The following is a 16476-nucleotide window of genomic DNA, read 5'->3' as shown; positions in this document are numbered from 1 at the left end:
GTTCGGTCAATTCCCTTGTTTTGGTTATTTTTGTTGCTTTTCGGTGCACCTGAAGGCATAACTTATAACCAATTAGTTACTTTCGTGAGGATCGCATGAGCAAGCAGATGACGGCACGCGAAGCGGCAAATCTTGTACCCGATGGTGCGACGGTCGCGGTGAATTCTTCAAGTGGTTTGTGTTGTCCGGATGCAGTTCTGAAAGGCCTTGGCGAGCGCTTTGATGAAGAGGGTGCGCCAACAAATCTGACGACCATTCATCCCATAGCTGCAGGTGACTTTTTTGGCACGAAGGGGGTAGATCATATTGCCAAACCGGGTCTGCTAAGTCGGATCATTGGTGGTTCTTACCCATCGGGGCCGAGCAATGCGGAACCGCCGCTTGTCTGGCAGATGATCACGGGCGAACAGGTGCGCGCGTATAACGTACCGTCGGGTATTATCTTTGATATGCTGCGCGAGGCTGCCGCCAAACGTCCGGGTGTCCTGACCAAAGTTGGTATGGAAACCTTTGTTGACCCCGAGATCGAGGGCTGCGCAATGAACGCCGCTGCCCGTGCCGAGCCCATCGTGAAACGGATGGAGTTCGAAGGCGAAGACTGGCTGTATTTCAAATCAATGGCGCCGAATGTGGCGATTATTCGGGCTACCACAGCCGATGAAAAAGGTAACCTGAGTTTCGAACACGAGGGGGCCTATCTGGGCGCGATGGAGATGGCCCTGGCGGCGCGCAACAACGGTGGCGTGGTGATTGCTCAGGCCAAACGCATCGCGGCGGCAAGAAGTATCCGACCACATGACGTGCACGTACCCGGTATTTTGATCGACGCGATTGTCGAAGCGCCCGACCAGTTACAGACCACGGCTACGGAATACGACCCGGCAATTTCGGGCGAATTGACCCGCCCGATCGAAAGCTTTCGAACGGCCGATTTCAATGTCGGGAAAGTCATAGCGCGCCGCGTTGCGAAAGAGTTGAAGGATGGTTGGGCCGTAAATATCGGGTTCGGCATCTCGGCCAACGTTCCGCGTATTCTGGTCGAAGAGGGTTTGCATGGCTCGGTCACATGGATGATCGAGCAGGGCGCGGTTGGCGGGGTTCCATTGTTGGATTTCAAATTTGGCTGTTCCGCCAATGCCGAGGCCTTTGTGCCGTCGCCACATCAATTCTGTTATTTCCAGGCGGGCGGGTTTGATGCCTCGCTGCTGTCTTTCCTCGAGGTGGACAAACACGGCTCGGTCAACGTCTCGCGTCTGTCAGCCATTCCGCACCGGACCGCCGGAGCAGGAGGGTTCGTGGATATCACAGCGCGGGCGCGCAAGATCGTTTTTTCTGGCAACTTCAACGCAGGAGCCAAGATGACAATTGAGGATGGTCAGCTGAAAATTCTGAAAGAGGGGAAAGTGGCCAAGTTTGTGGATGAGGTCGATCAAATCTCATTTTCAGGTAAGCGGGCACAGATGCAGGGGCAGGACGTGACATACGTGACCGAGCGCTGCGTGATCAAGCTGACCGAAAAGGGCCTCATGGTGACCGAGATCGCGCCCGGGCTGGACCTGCAACGCGATATTCTGGATCAGGCGGCGACACCCTTGTTAGTTTCAGATGACCTTGTCCGGATGGACGCGGCCCTGTTTGACCCGGCCCTGATGGGCCTGCAACTCGCGGCGGGCTAATGGAGCATTTCCTTCTGGATATTCGGGACGGCATCGCGCGGTTGACCCTTAACCGCCCCGAGCGCCTGAACGCCATGGATGAGGCGATGATGGATGCGCTCATGGCGCTGTGCCGTCAGATCGAACACACCCAGGACGCGCATGTTGTGATCCTGACCGGTGCGGGAAAGGCGTTTTGCGCAGGGGGCGATATCGACGCGTGGTCCAGCCAATCGGCGGACACCTTCGGCCGCCATTGGCTCCGCGATGGGCATCAGGCGCTGGATGCCCTGACGCGGCTGCGACAGCCTGTGATTGCGGTGTTGAACGGGCATGTTTTGGGCGGTGGTCTGGAACTTGCGGCGTGCGCCGATTACCGCATTGCCGAGGATCACATTCAGATCGGACAGCCTGAACCGGGGCTGGGGATCATTCCCGGCTGGTCCGGCACTCAGCGCGCGGTCCGGCGGTTCGGTGCCCAGCTTGTCCGGCGCATGGCGCTGTTCGGCGAGCAGCTCTCGGCCCATGATGCGTTGACCGCGGGGATTGTGGATCAGGTCGTCGAAAAAGGGCACGGCCTTTCCGCTGCGGATGAGCTGGCCAACCGGATGCGCCATCGAGGGCCGGTGGCGACAGAGCTTGTAAAAATGCTGATCAACGCCGCTGAGGGCGAGGAACGTGAGCGTGTTTTCGAAGCGCTGGCAGGTCGGATCGCCGCCGTCCAACCCGAGTTGAAAACCGGTTTGGCCGCGTTCAAGGATCGCAAAAAACCTGATTTCTGGTAAGCATCAAATCATGAGGGCCTAAATATGATACGTCACCTTGTTCACCTGCGCTTTGAGGACGACGTGTCCGACGAAGAAAAGGCCACGCTCTATCGGGATCTGGCCGGTCTTTCGGGTCATATCGAGGGCATTCTGGATTTTCAAAGCCGAAGCAATGTGTCGGTCGAGACCGATCTGGTGCGGGGCTTCAATGACATGTTCTGGTTTGACTTCCGCGACGAGTCCGTGCGCGATGTTTATCTGGTCGACCCTGCGCATCAGGAGGTCGGAGGCCGGATCGTGGCCAAAACAGTCAATGGCCCGGACGGTGTATTCGTGTGTGATATCGAGGTGTAGAAGACGCGGCTAAACCAAGGTCAGCAACAGGTGCGGAACCGGTCCACGATTACGTCCAATACCTCGTTTGGGTCGCGTTTCCACCAGTTGCCGGCCGAGAAGATCTCGACTTCGCACAACCCTTTGTAGCCTGCGTGTTCTACAGCGGAGCGTAGGGCCCGAAGATCCGCGACACCGTCGCCCATCATGCCGCGATCCAGCAGGATATCCGTGGTATCGGCCAGCCAGTCACACAGGTGATAGCCCAGAATGCGCCCGTTCGCGCGTCGCGCCAATGTATCGGCCAGTGTGGTGTCCCACCAGACATGATAAACGTCGACGGCAATGCCCACATTCGGTGCGCCTATCGCATCGCAGACATTCAAAGCATCTGCTGCTGTCATCAGGCAAGTGCGGTTGCCCGCGGTGGCGGGGTTCAGCGGCTCAAGCGCCAGGTTTACGCCGCGGTCGGCCGCATAAGCTGCGGCCCGTGCGACGCGGTCCGCCAGGATTTTCTGGCTGTCCAGAACGCCCTTGGTGCCAGGCTCTGGTCCGCCCGTGACAATGGTTAGGACATCCGTGCCAAGCCCTGCGGCCTGATCGATGGAGAGGTAAAAGTCATCCATGATCTGCTGGTCCGAGGGCAGCGCCAGTGGTCCGGTCAGGAACGGAGTCCGGCATAGGCCAACCACTTGCAGCCCGGCAGCGCGGACCCTGTCGCCGATCTCGGCCTCGCGTCCGCCCAGTTCTCGCCGCCAGAAGGTGATGCCTCCATACCCACGCGCGGCACAGGCGTCGATGATCTGCTCGGGTGACCATCCCGCACCAAACCCGTCCAGATTATGGCCCAGCGTCGCGGTATTCAGCGCGAGTGCAGAATGATCCTGCGAGAAATCGCGCATCTGGATCAGACCCCGTAGAGTTTCAGCATGTGGCGCATCCGTTCGACTGCCAGATCGGGATCGCGCAGCAAACCGCATTCGTCAGCCATTTTAAAACAGTCAGTAAAATAGGGCAGAGACCGCGTTGCCTGCGCCCCATTCAGCATGATGAAGTGATCCTGAAACCCGTTCAGCCAGGCCAAGAATACTACGCCCGTTTTATAATATTGTGTGGGTGCCCGAAAGATATGACGCGCTAGCGGCACAGTGGGGTCCAGCGTGGCGCGAAAGGTTGCCGCGTCACCTTCGCTCAGTTTGCTGACCGCATAGGCGGCCGCTGGGGCAAGTGGATCGAAGATTCCAAGCAAGGCATGAGAATATCCCTGATCATCACCTTCGATCAGTTCGGGGTAATTGAAATCGTCGCCGGTATACATCCGAACGCCAGCGGGAAGGCGGCGACGCATGATGACCTCTTTTTCAGCGTCTAGCAGCGAGATTTTGATCCCGTCCACCTTGTCTGCATTTGCGCTGATAACGGTCAAAGTGGTGTTCATCGCATCTTCAAACGCGTCGGAACCCCAGTACCCGGTCAGTTGTGGATCAAACATCTCTCCCAACCAGTGCAGGATGACCGGTTCGTCACAGGCGGCCAGAACATCGCTGTAGACCGAGATATAGTCCTCTGCACCCCTGGCAACCCTGGCCAGCGCACGCGATGCCATCAGGATAATGCGACCGCCAATCTTTTGGATAGCTTCGACCTGCTGCAGGTAGGCGCGGCGCACGTCGTCCAACGTCTTGGCATCTGCAGGATCAAGGTGGTCGGTGCCGCACCCATTCCCAACCAAGGCATCCGGCAGTTCCTCTTTGGTGCGCCGGATCAGTTCCAATGCGCCTGTCCAGTCCAGACCCATGCCGCGTTGGGCGGTATCCATCGCTTCGGCAATGCCCATCCCCATATCTGCAAGATAGCGTCTGAACTCCAACGTCTTTTCCCAGTCCACATGGGCTGGACCCGTGGGGTCGTGGTCGCCGAACGGGTCTGCAACCACATGCGCCGCAGAATACAGCACCCGTGCGGAATTCGGCGTCAGTTTCGAGGGCGCAACCGGCGTGCCTGTCAGGTGATAGTCCTGCAAAGCGCCGGTTGTATCGGGAAGCTGAATTTTCATCGAAACACCTTAGAACCGAGGGACCAGCATACCGGCATCCGCCGAGATCGCCTGTCCGGTTGTGTAGGGAAGCTTGCCGCTGGCCAAAGAGGCTATGATGCGCCCCATATCTTCGGGCTGGCCGACGCGGGGAAACAGGGTCAGGCCATCTTTGGCGCGCTGATCATACATCTCGATCACCGGTGCGGTCATATCGGTTGAGATCAGCCCGGGCTGCACGTCATAGACCGCGATATTCTCTTGGCCCAATCGCACTGCAAAGGTTTTCGAGATCATCGCAGCGGCTGCTTTCGAGGCGCAGTATTCCGCACGCGGGGCCGCCACCGCCACGGCGTTGGATGAGGTGACATTAACGATGCTGTGGAACGCGTCGGCGTCACGCGTGCGGCTTAGCAGCCGCTTGGCGAAGGCTTGCGACAGAAAGAACATCGCTTTGGTATTCACAGCCATGCAGCGATCATAGCTTTCTTCGGTCACTTCAAGAAGATCACCGCGTTGCATAACACCAACGCCTGCATTGTTTACCAAGGTCGTAAGCGGGCCGATTTCTGCCTCGATATCCGCCAGCTTGCTATCGTGCAAGCCGATATCGGACACGTCGAAAGGTGCCGTGACGACCGGTACGCCCATGGCGCGAATGGTTTCTGCGGCAGCTGCAAGTTCGTCATCCGCCACGGGGCTGTTCAGGGCGATCGAGAACCCCTCCTGCGCCAGTGCAACCGTAGCGGCCAAACCGATCCCACGGGACGACCCGGTCACAAGTGCGGCCTGAGGTGTCATGCTGCGGCCCCTTTCGCCAATAGCTCTCGTGCGATGATCATACGCTGAATTTGATTTGTGCCTTCGTAAATTTGCGTGATCTTGGCGTCCCGGTAAAGGCGCTCGACTTCGAACCCCCGGATATAACCTGATCCGCCAAACACCTGCACCGCGTCCGACGATCGTTGCACGGCCATATCCCCAGCAAAACACTTGGCCATCGAGCACGCCTTGGTCGCATCCAGCCCAGCGTCGATCTTGTAAGCAGCTGAATGTACCAGCAGCCGGGCCGCTTCAACATCTTTGGCAATATCGGCCAACAGCCATTGAACGCCTTGGAAATCCGCAATTTGCTTGCCGAATTGCTTGCGTTGTTGGGCATAATCAGTGGCGGCCTCCAAGCCAGCCTGACCAATCCCAACGGCCAACGCAGCTATGCCGACGCGACCCTTGTCCAGCACGCTCATCATCATGTGGAACCCGCGCCCCTCAGTGCCCAACAATGCGTCGGCGGGTAGTCGGACATCGTCAAAGGACAAGGGGCCAACCTGACTGGCGCGCTGGCCCATCTTGATCTCTTTCGGTCCCCGCGTCACACCTGCTGCGTGAAGATCGACGACAAAGATCGACATGCCGCGATGACCGGCTTCGGGATCCGTTCTTGCAAGGACAAAGCCCAGATCAGCCACGGGCGCGTTGTGAATCCAGATTTTACCGCCATTCAGAACCCAGCTGTCCCCAGTGCGTACGGCGGTTGTTCGGATGCCGGACACATCCGTGCCAGCCTCCGGTTCCGTGATACAGTAAGCGGGGCGCAATTTGGCAGTCAGCAGGTCAGCCAACCACTTACCCTGTTGGTCCGCGGTGCCGTGGCGCACCAGCAAGGTGGTGACCAGCTCCAGCAATCCACACTGATCCGCAATGGACGCATAGCCGCGCGAAAGCTCTTCCATCACCAGTGCGTAGGTGATCGTGTCAAAGCCGGGTCCGCCCATTTCTTCTGGAACGCAGATTCCAAACAGGCCCAGCTCGGCCATTTGGTCGTAGATTTCGGCTGGAAAGCGGGAATCCCGATCCAGCTCTTCGGCCAGTGGTCGGATCACATTGTCGGCGAACTGGCGGGTCATGTCCCGGACCTGAATGTGGGTTTCCGTGAGAAACATAGTTGCGCCCCATAATGTAACTAATCAGTTACTAATATGCGTTGCACCCCTGCTGCGTCAAGTGGGTTGATCGCGTCAGTCGATTGCGATAAATAACCAAACAGTTACTTATTTGAAGTGCAGTTGGGCGGGCGTAGGCTTGCTTTAAGGAGGCTTGCATGAATCCGTACACAAAAAACAAATTTGGCCGCGTCGATCTGGAGGTTACCGCATTTGGCTTTGGTACCGCGCCCATCGGGAACATCTTTCGTGAGATCGACGAAGAGACTTCGGATGCGATGATCCAGCATTCGTGGGACAAAGGCGTTCGGTATTTCGACACCGCGCCAATGTATGGCCACGGACTTTCGGAGTTGCGAACAGGCCAAAGCCTGCGCTGGAAGAACCGGGACGATTATGTGTTGTCATCCAAAGTTGGCCGCGTTCTGAAACCGGCCAAACGCAGTGATATCAATTTTGAACCGTGGACCAATGCGGCCCCATTCACGATGCATTTCGATTATACCTATGACGGTGTCATGCGATCCTTCGAGGACAGCCTGCAGCGCATGGCGCTGGAGCGGATGGATATTTGCTTCATCCACGATATCGACGTCTTTACCCGCGGCGACGAACAGCCTGAGGTGTTCAGACAGGCGATGGATGGGGCTTGGAAAGCACTGGATTCTTTGCGCGATCAGGGTGTCGTCAAAGCCATTGGCGTTGGGGTGAATGAATGGGAGGTCTGCCACGCCGCACTCGAGCAGCGAGACTTTGACTGTTTCCTGTTGGCCGGGCGCTACACGCTGCTAGAACAGGATGCATTGGATAAGTTCCTGCCTTTGTGTGAACAACGTGGCGCTGCCGTGGTTGTAGGCGGTGGTTTCAACTCGGGCATTCTGGCAACGGGCGCCAAAGACGGGGCCAAATATAACTACGCTCCAGCCCCGGTCGAGATTATGGAAAAAGTTCGCAAGATCGAGGCGGTCTGTGCAGACTACGACGTGCCATTGCCCGCCGCTGCATTGCAATTTGTTGTAGCGCACCCGGCAGTTCCCACCTTTATGGCAGGCACCCGCACGGTCGAACAACTGGACCAGAATCTCAACTGGTTCAGCCACAACATTCCGGCTGCCTTCTGGGCGGATCTGAAAGCCAAAGGGTTGTTGCGCGAGGACGCGCCTGTTCCACAATGACCAAAGGGCTTTCAGCGGGGCAATACGGGTATAACGACCTAAAGGTCGGCGACGTGATGAAAACCGGTTCTGCGACTATCACGACGGACTTGATATCGTCCTTTGCTGACCTGACCGGAGACAGATACGCCTTGCACATCGACGACGACGTGGCGCGCGGGCTTGGGTATAAGGCCCGCGTTGCTCATGGGCTGTTGGTGCTATCGGTTGTCGATGGGCTCAAGTTTCAATCGGATGCGAAGCCGGCAGGTCTGGCGTCGCTTGGGTGGAACTGGCGTTTTGAGCAGCCTGTTTTTGCCGGAGATGAAATCAGAGCCGAGTTGACTGTAACCGCGAAACGCCTGACGTCATCGCAAAGCCGTGGCATCATCACGTTTCAGTTCAGTGTGTTCAATCAGCACGATCAAATAGTGCAATCGGGCACCAATGATCTGATTTTTGACCTGTAGGTGGAGGCGATATGGTTGTTTCGATCCCTAGGCGCGTAATTTCCCAGATGGCGGCAAATAAGGCTGTCCAAACGGCCTTGGCGTTTGCTGATGAAAACGGGTGGAATGTCGCTGCGATCGTGGTCGACCTGAACGGGGATATGATCGCGGCGGGCCGCATGGACAAAACCCCCGCAGCCGTTATGGCTTTCGCAATGGATAAGGCCCGAACAGCTGTGTTGGGGAAACCCACAACCGAATTCGCCAAGCGTATGTTGTCCAGCGCCGAATTGAACCTTGGCATGGTCAACCGTCCGGGTCTATGTGCTTGGGACGGTGGCTTGCCGATCCGCGAGGATGGCGAGTTGATAGGTGCAATCGGTGTGTCGGGGGCGGCCGGACCTGACGATGTTAAATGCGCCACAGCGGGCTTGGCGTCTATTGGGCTATAATTCGGCAGTGTTTGCACGCAGGACATTCACGAACAAAAGAGTCACGGGCACGTCTGTCTTTCACGCCGATAATGCGTCCCATTCCAAACCGAACTTTTGCAGGTATTTGCGTAAACGATCTGCGTCGTTTTGGGTTGTCCTCTTTTGACGGGATACGGCAAATAGTGTGCGGCCTGCCGCGCTGAGGCTAGGCGAATTGCGGCATGTTTGAATTACCTTGGCCAGTTGGGCCAGATCGAACGGATCGATATCGTCGACCGCCGGTCCCAGAAGATCCCTGACCAATGCAAACTCGGCATCCTGCGCCGAGGCGCGCCAGTCAGATTGCAGGGTCCGGATTTCCTCGGTCACCATGGAACGCGTTATGCGCCCTCTGGGCGCTAGGGTGCACAACCGTTTCACTGAACTGCTAAAATCGCGGAAGTTTCCCGGCCACGGAGTCGCGGGGTTGGTGGCGAACCGGACGAAAGCGTCGCGTGCGTCGACATTGAAGCCGACCTGAGTACCCATTGACCGTTCAGCCCGCCCCAGTTCGAAAGCAAGATTGGCCTCGACATCTTCGCGGCGGTCGCGCAACGCAGGCAACGTGAAGCTCCACATATTCAGACGAGCCAGCAAGTCAGAGCGAAAAGCGCCTTCGGCGGACAACCCTCGCAGATCTCGGCTTGCGCCTGCTATGACCTGAAACCGGGTGGACACCTCGTGATCCGAGCCCAAAGGATAGAACCGCCCCGTTTCAATTGCATGCAACAGGATTGATTGTTCGTTCCATCCAAGTTCGTCAATCTCATCCAGAAACAGAACACCCCCATCCGCTTCACGCAATAGCCCGCTGCGTTCTGTTCCTGCCTGACCCGTAAAACTGCGCCGCTGCCCAAACAGTGTTGCCATGGCATCGGGGCCATTCAATGTGGCGCAATTGACGTGAACCATCCGGCCCTTGACCCGCCGCCGATCCAATTTGAGGTTATAGATCCGCTGGGCCAGTTCTGTCTTTCCGGTGCCGGTTTCTCCTAGCAACAGGATGGGTTCGTTCGAGTTGCTGGCGATCAGCTCTATCCGGTCAATCAGCGCGTTATATCGCGGATTGCACGTTTCAATTCCGCCCTTCAATTGGTCGCTGTATTCGCGTGACAATTGGTCGAAGCGCTGCTGCAGGGCGTTGTACCTGCTGAGGTCAAGGTCAATGATGTCGAACTTAGGGATGGCGTCATCCGGTCCGGGTGGCCCGGTCTGGATCAGTCGCGCGGGGATATGGCGACTTTCAGTAAGCAAAAACCAACAGATTTGTGCCACGTGGGTGCCGGTGGTCAGATGGACGTGATACTGCTCGCGATCTTCGTCGAACCCATAGGCGCGGGCAAAGTCGAAAAGCTTGCCGTAGACCTCCTGAAAATCCCAAGGATCGGCCAGGTCCATACGACGCAACAGAACCTCGGTTTGGGGTGACAGCTCTTCGATCTCGCGTTTTACCTGATGGGCGAGGCGATTGAACTTGTGGTCGTGCAGCAACTCAAGCCGATCGACGTTGAATTGGTCATGGATGGTCAAGCTGGGCGTCGGTTTCCAGCGCCGCTTCTTGCCCATGTCCAGCTGCGTTCCTAGGAATCCAATGACAACGTTTTTCATAGTCTATCTAAATTTATATCTTACGATCTTGTTGTATCGTAACGCTGGTTGTCTATTTCATCAATAGTCATAAATATTAATTAAAAACAATAAGATACGACGTTTTTCTTTTCTTTTCTTATCGTGAGCCGTTCCGTGCCAAAACATCCTCACAAACCAATGAGGATAAGGAAATGGCGAACAAATCCGTGTTTGCATCGTTGAAGGGCCGGTTGCTGCCAAAGGCAACTGCAGTGAACGCTCATGGCGCTCCGGCTTATGCGTATTCCGATGCCCATGCTCTGGCACAGGTCGCCGTGACCGGGACCTTCGGAGGCATGTTCTATCAGTCGCCGCAGGAAGAACTGGAATACGTTCTGGATGTGGCTGTAACCGTTGAGCCAAAGTACCTGGCGCAGGCTGCGATCTATGCCCGTCAGTCGGGATATATGAAGGACATGCCCGCTGTCTTGCTGGCTGTTCTGGCCCGGCGTGATCCGGTTCTGTTTCGGGCAGCTTTCGCTCGTGTGGTCGATAACGGCAAGATGCTGCGCACGTTCGTGCAAGTTATCCGGTCGGGTCAAACGGGGCGTAAATCTCTGGGGTCGGCACCGAAAGCGATGGTGCAGACCTGGTTGAACACAGCGTCTGACCGAGCGCTGCTGAATGCCAATATCGGGAATGACCCGTCTTTGGCGGACGTGATCAAAATGGTGCACCCGAAACCGGCCTCGGCCGAGCGGGAGGCGCTGTTTGCCTGGATCGTCGGGCGGCCGTGCAATCTGGCACGGCTGCCGCAGGCCCTGAGGGATTGGATCGCGTTTCGGGAAACCGGCAAGGGTCCGTTGCCGGATGTGCCGTTTCAGATGTTGACGCAACTGGAGCTGACGCAGGCCCAATGGGCGCGGATTGCGCGCAAGGGCTCGTGGCAGATGGTGCGGCAGAACCTGAACACGTTCCAGCGTCACGGCGTTTTCGACGTGGCCCTCAACGTGGATCACGTGGTTGCTTTGTTGCGCGACCCAAAAGCCATCGCCAAGGCACGGGCCTTTCCGTACCAATTGATGGTGGCCTCGCAAAACGTGGTGCCGGAAATGCCGCGCCTGATCGCGGACGCGCTGCACGACGCGATGGAGATCGCCGTGCAGAACGTGCCGCAGGTTGCGGGGCAGGTGGTTGTGTGCCCGGACGTGTCGGGTTCGATGACGTGGTCCGTGACTGGGTATCGTCCGGGGGCGACCTCGGCCGTGCGGCATGTGGATGTGGCGGCGCTGGTGGCGGCGTCCTTCCAACGGATGAACCGCGGGTGTCAGGTGTTGCCGTTCGATTTCGACGTGCGTGATGTGCGTCTGGAGCCGCGCGACACGATCTTGACCAATGCCGAGCGTCTGGCCGCACTGGCCGGAGGTGGGACGAACTGTTCCGCGCCGCTGGCCTGGCTGAACAAGCGTGGTCGCGCACCGAACCTGGTGGTGTTCGTGTCTGACAACCAGTCGTGGGTGGATGCCCGCGCTGGTGGTCAGGCCACGCCGATGTTGAAGGAGTGGGAGGTGATCAAGCGTCGCAACCCGAAGGCAAAGCTGGTCTGCATCGACATCGCCCCATACGGGACCACGCAGGCGCAGACGCGTGCCGATGTGTTGAATATCGGCGGGTTCTCGGATGCGGTCTATGGACAGATCGCGGCTTTTGCCAGCGGTCAAAGCGGCACGGATCATTGGGTCGCTGAGATCGAAAAGATCGACATATAAACAAGGCTCGGGCAGTGCGCTGCCCCGGCCATCAGAACAACATCAGGCAGAATGCCGGTGGGACTACATCGCTGTTACCGATCCGCGCCCGTTGAGGGCGCTGTCTCACCACCCCTTGTCTGTCTGACCCGAACAAATGGACGTGTCTCGGCGAATGCCGGTGGAACTACAGATTATGAATCTCCAGGTCGCGGGTTCGAATCCCGCTCGTCCGAGCCCCACGGGGGACGGACGGTAGCTCAGTCGGGTAGAGCAGGGCGTTTCACCAAACTCTTGTCGTCGAGACCCAAAACGAAAGGACACCCTCGGCGAATGCCGAAGGAACTACATGGCTCTAACCAGGGATAGGTCGAGTGGGTTCAACTCCCCTCCGTGCCGGCGCCCAGACGGCAAACGCATCTGCCCATTCAGATGCGGGGCGGGCCTCCCGAACTGTTTCTTCCCCACTTGTCGCCGGGGCCTGAATTTGAGTGAATATGATGATGGAAAACACATTTGATCCCGTAACGGGCGAACACCTGAAAGACTGGGGACATCGCCCGAGCAAGCAATTCCCCGCCCTGCTGGCGCGCGCGAATGAGATGCGGGCCGAAGGCTTCGGTCTGGTGCGCATCCGGCAGGAGCTGGAGGGCGAGATCCCTCCGATCCCGCCAACTATGGACCTGCGCGCGCCCGGTGAGGTGCAGTTTCACGAGAATATCGACGCCAGTGACCCGGATGAGGAAGACAATGTCGACAAAGTCCGCGAAACGATGACCGCGCTGATGCGGACCCCGACGATTGAGGCCGGGGCGATTATGCCCGATGCCTGTCCGGCCGGTCCGATCGGCACGATCCCGGTTGGCGGCGTCGCGGCGTCGCGCAATGCGATCCATCCCGGGATGCATTCGGCCGACATTTGCTGCTCGGTCATGATCACCGATCTGGGGAATGCTGACCCAAAGGCCGTGCTGGATGCGGCGCAGTCAGTGACGCATTTCGGACCAGGCGGTCGACCGCAGGGCAAGCGCTTCACAACCTCGCTAAAGCTGCTGGATGCGTTCCGTGAAAATCCGTTTCTGGACAACCCGAAATCGCTGCGCATGGCGCAGGAGCATATGGGGACGCAAGGCGACGGGAACCATTTCCTGTTTGTCGGCCGGTCGCGCAAAACCGGGCGGACGGCGATTGTGACCCATCACGGCTCGCGCGGGCCGGGGGCAGTTCTGTATAAGAACGGCATGGCCGCCGCGCATCGCTTCCGCAAGGAGCTGTCGCCGGGTACGCCGAAGCAAAACGCCTGGATTCCGGCTGACACGCAGGAAGGGCGCGACTATTGGGATGCCCTGCAACTGATCCGCAAATGGACCAAAGCCAACCACAACGCGATCCATCAAGCAACGGTTGAGGTCGCGCGTGTGGGCGATGTCGGGGACCGGTATTGGAACGAACACAACTTCGTCTTCAAACGGGGCGATCTGTTCTATCATGGCAAGGGCGCAACCCCAGCGTGGGGTGATTATGCCGCCGATGCGACCGGGCTGACACTGATCCCGCTGAACATGTCCGAGCCGGTGCTGGTCGTGCGCGGCAAGGATGCGGGTCACGGTCTGGGCTTCAGCCCACATGGGGCGGGGCGGAATTTCTCGCGTTCCGAACATAAGCGCCGGATGGGGTCCGTCACGCCGGATGAGATGCTGAAGGCGGAAACCGAAGGTCTGGATATTCGCTTCCATGCCGGCGGTGTGGATGCCTCGGAACTGCCGTCCAGCTATAAAAGCGCGGACAGCGTTGTGGCCCAGATCAAATCCTATGATCTGGCCGAGATCGAGGACTATATCGACCCCTACGGCTGTATCATGGCTGGTGATGTGCCGCCTTTCTGGATGAACAGGAAGAAAGGCCGCAGGTAGCTGCGGCCTTCGTCATTTGTACGCGTTGGTCGGGATTTTGATGAAGCCCTCATTTGTATCTAGCTCGGTCGTTCCCGAAAGCTCTAGTCAGCTATGCTTAGCCAGCTGGTTGGGGTAATAACCAGCCCGGCCAACGTCTGCGGGTCGCAGTTGATTTAGGTTAAATCCTCAACCCGTGCGTCAGGTGCATTTCGTTTAACGGATTCGATCCCGTTGTCGCGTGCAGAGGTGGTTGTGTAGCTTTCGCTTGTGCCGATTACCTGACCATTGCTGGCTTTCAGATTGAACATATGGCCACCGGATTTGGTTTCCTTGCGTTCGAATCTTTCGTCGCTTGGTGCGTTTGTCTTGACGGATGAAATACCGTTCTCGGCGCTTGCTTTCTGGACATAGCCTTCGCTGGCCAGAATGATCTCACCGTTTCCGGCTTTCAGCCGAAACCTGAACTCTCCAGCCTTGTCTTTGTAAATCTCAAATTTGCCAGCCATGTGATATCCCTTAATACTATTGCAATCCTTGCTTGCGATGTTGCTACGTTTGCAACGCGGCAACAAGAGTTTTCAGGATATTCAGGGTTTGCACGTGACTAGAGCCGAGATTCATCAAAGACGAGCCGCGATTGCATTGCCCGTCTAATCAGAATTTACCGCAATCAAATGAGCGATTGGTAGGATTTGCGCCGCGATTTGATCTCTGAGTTGCGCGAGTGTCATATCGTCATTCTTGACGAACTCGACGAAAGCCTGATTCAGGGCATTGAAGATCAGCGCACCCAAGTCCGACGCAACAAGGCTTTGGCGCACTTGGCCCCGGTCTTGCAGGGCGGCGATCAACTCGGTCACTTGTGCCGCGAGGCGGCGATCCTGCTCGGCATAGCGCCGACCGCTTGGCGTATTGGGGTGCTCGATTGAGTGCGCGATCGCCGTACGCCACATCTCTTTCGAGAGATATTCGAGGGAGTGGTCGTAATACTGGTAAATCAGACCTAGGATCGCGTCCTCGACGCGTAAAGGTGGATTCGCCAGGATCGGCGCGCCCGCTGTGATGACCTCTTCGACCTCCATGGCGACCGTGGCGATCAGGATGTCCCCTTTGGTTTCATAGTAGTTGTAAACAGTGCCGACCGAGACCTCGGCCATCTCAGCCAGATCTTCGATTTTCACGGACCGATACCCGTGTGACCGGAATTTCGCAGACGCAGCTTCCAGGATGCGCCGCTCGCGCGCCGCCTTTTGCCGCTCTCTTAATCCTGCCATTTGGAAAAACGACCTCGTTTGGCATAAATCTAAGTTTAGAGTTGACTACAAAGGTGAGGCTGTTCAAGTTTTTTGTGACAGACCCGGAAAAAAACAGGGCAAACCGAAATCAACAGGAGATGAAACGAATGCAAATTGGACGTAAAATCCTTGGTGCGTCGGCGCTGGCCCTGATGGCTGGTACGGCCTGGGCCGAAGGCGAACTGAATGCTCTGGTGTGGTGCGACCATACCGATCCCGAACTGATCGCTCCGTTTGAGGCGACGCACAACGTCAAGGTCAATCTGCGGGAATACGAGGGAACGGGGGCGGCACTTGCGCTGCTGGAGCAATCCAGACCCGGCGACTGGGACGTGCTTGTGGTCGACGGGATCGATGTGTTCCGCGCAGTCGAGGCCGGTGTTCTGGCCCCGCTGCCCGAGGGCGCGGTCTCGACTGCGGATTACTTCCCCGAAGTTGTCATGGCCGAAAACAACACAGTTGACGGCGTGACCTATGCCGTGACTGAGAAATTTGGCTACAACACGATCTCGTACAACTCGGCCAAGGTCGATCCCGCAGATATGGAAAGCCTGAGCACTGTCTGGTCCGAGAAATATGACGGGCGGATTTCGATCTATGACTACTACCTGCCCGTGATGGGGCTGGCCGCCATTGCCGAAGGCATTGCAACGGACGCAATTGGCGCGGGAGATTTGGCAAAGATCGATGGTGTCCTTTCAACCATGCGAAGCCGAGCTGCCTCGGTCGCGGGGGTGGTTGCGGCGCAAACGGCACTGGCGACAGGCGAAGTAGATATCGTTGTGGGTGGGGGTGAGTGGCTGACGGCCGTGCTCGCCTCGGAACAGCCGGAACTGACATGGACCATCCCCAAGGAGGGCGCGGTTCGCTGGGCGCAATCCATCGGCGTGGTCGAGGGGGCCAGTAACCCCGATCTGGCGGTTGAGTTCATCAAGTACATCACCAGCCCCGAAGGGCAGGCCCGTCTGGCGACGTCTTCGTGCTTTTGGGGAATGCCCGCAAATGCCAAGGCCGGAGACGTTCTGACCGACGCACAAAAAGACATCCTGCGCTGGGATCAACAGCCTGACTATCTGGCGTTGACACAGCTTTACCCTGCACCGGATGCAGATCTGGACATCGAAATGCAGGATCTGTGGCTGGAAACTCTGCAGCAGTGA

The 16476-nt window shown here is 57.6% G+C and carries 16 protein-coding genes; 9 read left to right on the top strand and 7 right to left on the bottom strand.

Annotated elements, in window-relative coordinates; translation table 11 throughout:
• Positions 1–95: 95 nt before the first annotated feature.
• From ABWV79_RS10435 to ABWV79_RS10425, 3 genes are read left to right on the top strand one after another with little or no spacing between them, the layout of a single operon-like run.
• Positions 96–1676 (top strand): acyl CoA:acetate/3-ketoacid CoA transferase, encoded by a 1581-nt coding sequence (locus ABWV79_RS10435; RefSeq protein WP_353391804.1) that lies wholly within the window; start codon positions 96–98, stop codon positions 1674–1676.
• The gene (locus ABWV79_RS10430; protein ID WP_353391803.1) at positions 1676–2440 is read left to right on the top strand and encodes an enoyl-CoA hydratase/isomerase family protein; all 765 of its coding nucleotides are present in this window, start codon (positions 1676–1678) and stop codon (positions 2438–2440) included. The genes ABWV79_RS10435 and ABWV79_RS10430 overlap by 1 nt, the downstream gene beginning before the upstream one ends.
• 24 nt (positions 2441–2464) lie before the next feature.
• Complete coding sequence (locus ABWV79_RS10425) at positions 2465–2776, top strand: Dabb family protein (RefSeq protein ID WP_353391801.1); 312 nt, start codon at positions 2465–2467, stop codon at positions 2774–2776.
• A 20-nt stretch (positions 2777–2796) separates the two neighbouring features.
• On the opposite strand, the gene ABWV79_RS10420 is transcribed toward ABWV79_RS10425, so the two are convergent.
• Genes ABWV79_RS10420 through ABWV79_RS10405 form a run of 4 tightly spaced genes read right to left on the bottom strand, consistent with a single transcriptional unit; the run spans position 2797 to position 6733 of the window.
• A complete protein-coding gene (locus ABWV79_RS10420) occupies positions 2797–3657 on the bottom strand; it encodes a sugar phosphate isomerase/epimerase family protein (RefSeq protein WP_353391800.1) in 861 nt (286 codons plus the stop codon).
• 5 nt (positions 3658–3662) lie between these two features.
• The gene (locus ABWV79_RS10415) at positions 3663–4811 is read right to left on the bottom strand and encodes a dihydrodipicolinate synthase family protein (RefSeq protein WP_353391799.1); all 1149 of its coding nucleotides are present in this window, start codon (positions 4809–4811) and stop codon (positions 3663–3665) included.
• A 9-nt stretch (positions 4812–4820) separates the two neighbouring features.
• Entirely contained in the window at positions 4821–5591 is a 771-nt protein-coding gene (locus ABWV79_RS10410) for a 3-ketoacyl-ACP reductase (protein WP_353391797.1), read from the bottom strand.
• On the bottom strand, positions 5588–6733 hold the full coding sequence (locus ABWV79_RS10405) for an acyl-CoA dehydrogenase family protein (RefSeq protein WP_353391796.1): 1146 nt from the start codon (positions 6731–6733) through the stop codon (positions 5588–5590). The genes ABWV79_RS10410 and ABWV79_RS10405 overlap by 4 nt, the downstream gene beginning before the upstream one ends.
• Before the next feature lie 158 nt (positions 6734–6891).
• Between ABWV79_RS10405 and ABWV79_RS10400 the strand changes: the two genes are divergently transcribed.
• The 3 genes from ABWV79_RS10400 to ABWV79_RS10390 are packed head-to-tail and all read left to right on the top strand — an operon-like array spanning position 6892 to position 8788.
• Complete coding sequence (locus tag ABWV79_RS10400; RefSeq protein WP_353391794.1) at positions 6892–7908, top strand: aldo/keto reductase; 1017 nt, start codon at positions 6892–6894, stop codon at positions 7906–7908.
• Positions 7905–8357, top strand: a complete 453-nt coding sequence (locus ABWV79_RS10395) for a MaoC family dehydratase (protein ID WP_353391793.1) — start codon at positions 7905–7907, stop codon at positions 8355–8357. The genes ABWV79_RS10400 and ABWV79_RS10395 overlap by 4 nt, the downstream gene beginning before the upstream one ends.
• An 11-nt stretch (positions 8358–8368) precedes the next feature.
• Positions 8369–8788: a GlcG/HbpS family heme-binding protein gene (locus tag ABWV79_RS10390; protein WP_170527740.1), complete on the top strand. Its 420-nt coding sequence runs from the start codon at positions 8369–8371 to the stop codon at positions 8786–8788.
• Positions 8789–8848: 60 nt separating this feature from the next.
• Here the strand turns inward: ABWV79_RS10390 and rtcR are convergent, their stop codons facing one another.
• Positions 8849–10417, bottom strand: a complete 1569-nt coding sequence (gene rtcR, locus ABWV79_RS10385) for an RNA repair transcriptional activator RtcR (RefSeq protein ID WP_353391792.1) — start codon at positions 10415–10417, stop codon at positions 8849–8851.
• Positions 10418–10590: 173 nt separating this feature from the next.
• Between rtcR and ABWV79_RS10380 the strand changes: the two genes are divergently transcribed.
• Together ABWV79_RS10380 and ABWV79_RS10375 are read left to right on the top strand one after the other, a co-directional pair.
• The gene (locus ABWV79_RS10380) at positions 10591–12147 is read left to right on the top strand and encodes a vWA domain-containing protein (RefSeq protein ID WP_353391790.1); all 1557 of its coding nucleotides are present in this window, start codon (positions 10591–10593) and stop codon (positions 12145–12147) included.
• 479 nt (positions 12148–12626) lie between these two features.
• Positions 12627–14039 carry an RtcB family protein gene (locus tag ABWV79_RS10375; protein ID WP_353391789.1) on the top strand — a complete coding sequence of 471 codons (1413 nt, stop codon included), beginning with the start codon at positions 12627–12629 and terminating at the stop codon, positions 14037–14039.
• Positions 14040–14194: 155 nt separating this feature from the next.
• Here the strand turns inward: ABWV79_RS10375 and ABWV79_RS10370 are convergent, their stop codons facing one another.
• Positions 14195–14527 carry a YegP family protein gene (locus ABWV79_RS10370; protein WP_170356350.1) on the bottom strand — a complete coding sequence of 111 codons (333 nt, stop codon included), beginning with the start codon at positions 14525–14527 and terminating at the stop codon, positions 14195–14197.
• Between the two features lie 144 nt (positions 14528–14671).
• Entirely contained in the window at positions 14672–15295 is a 624-nt protein-coding gene (locus ABWV79_RS10365) for a TetR/AcrR family transcriptional regulator (protein WP_170356351.1), read from the bottom strand.
• 128 nt (positions 15296–15423) lie between these two features.
• Between ABWV79_RS10365 and ABWV79_RS10360 the strand changes: the two genes are divergently transcribed.
• Positions 15424–16476 carry an extracellular solute-binding protein gene (locus ABWV79_RS10360; protein ID WP_353391788.1) on the top strand — a complete coding sequence of 351 codons (1053 nt, stop codon included), beginning with the start codon at positions 15424–15426 and terminating at the stop codon, positions 16474–16476.

The sequence above is a fragment of the Ruegeria sp. HU-ET01832 genome, assembly GCF_040371315.1.
GTDB lineage: Bacteria > Pseudomonadota > Alphaproteobacteria > Rhodobacterales > Rhodobacteraceae > Ruegeria > Ruegeria lacuscaerulensis_A.
This window is presented reverse-complemented; position numbering and strand designations above follow the sequence as displayed.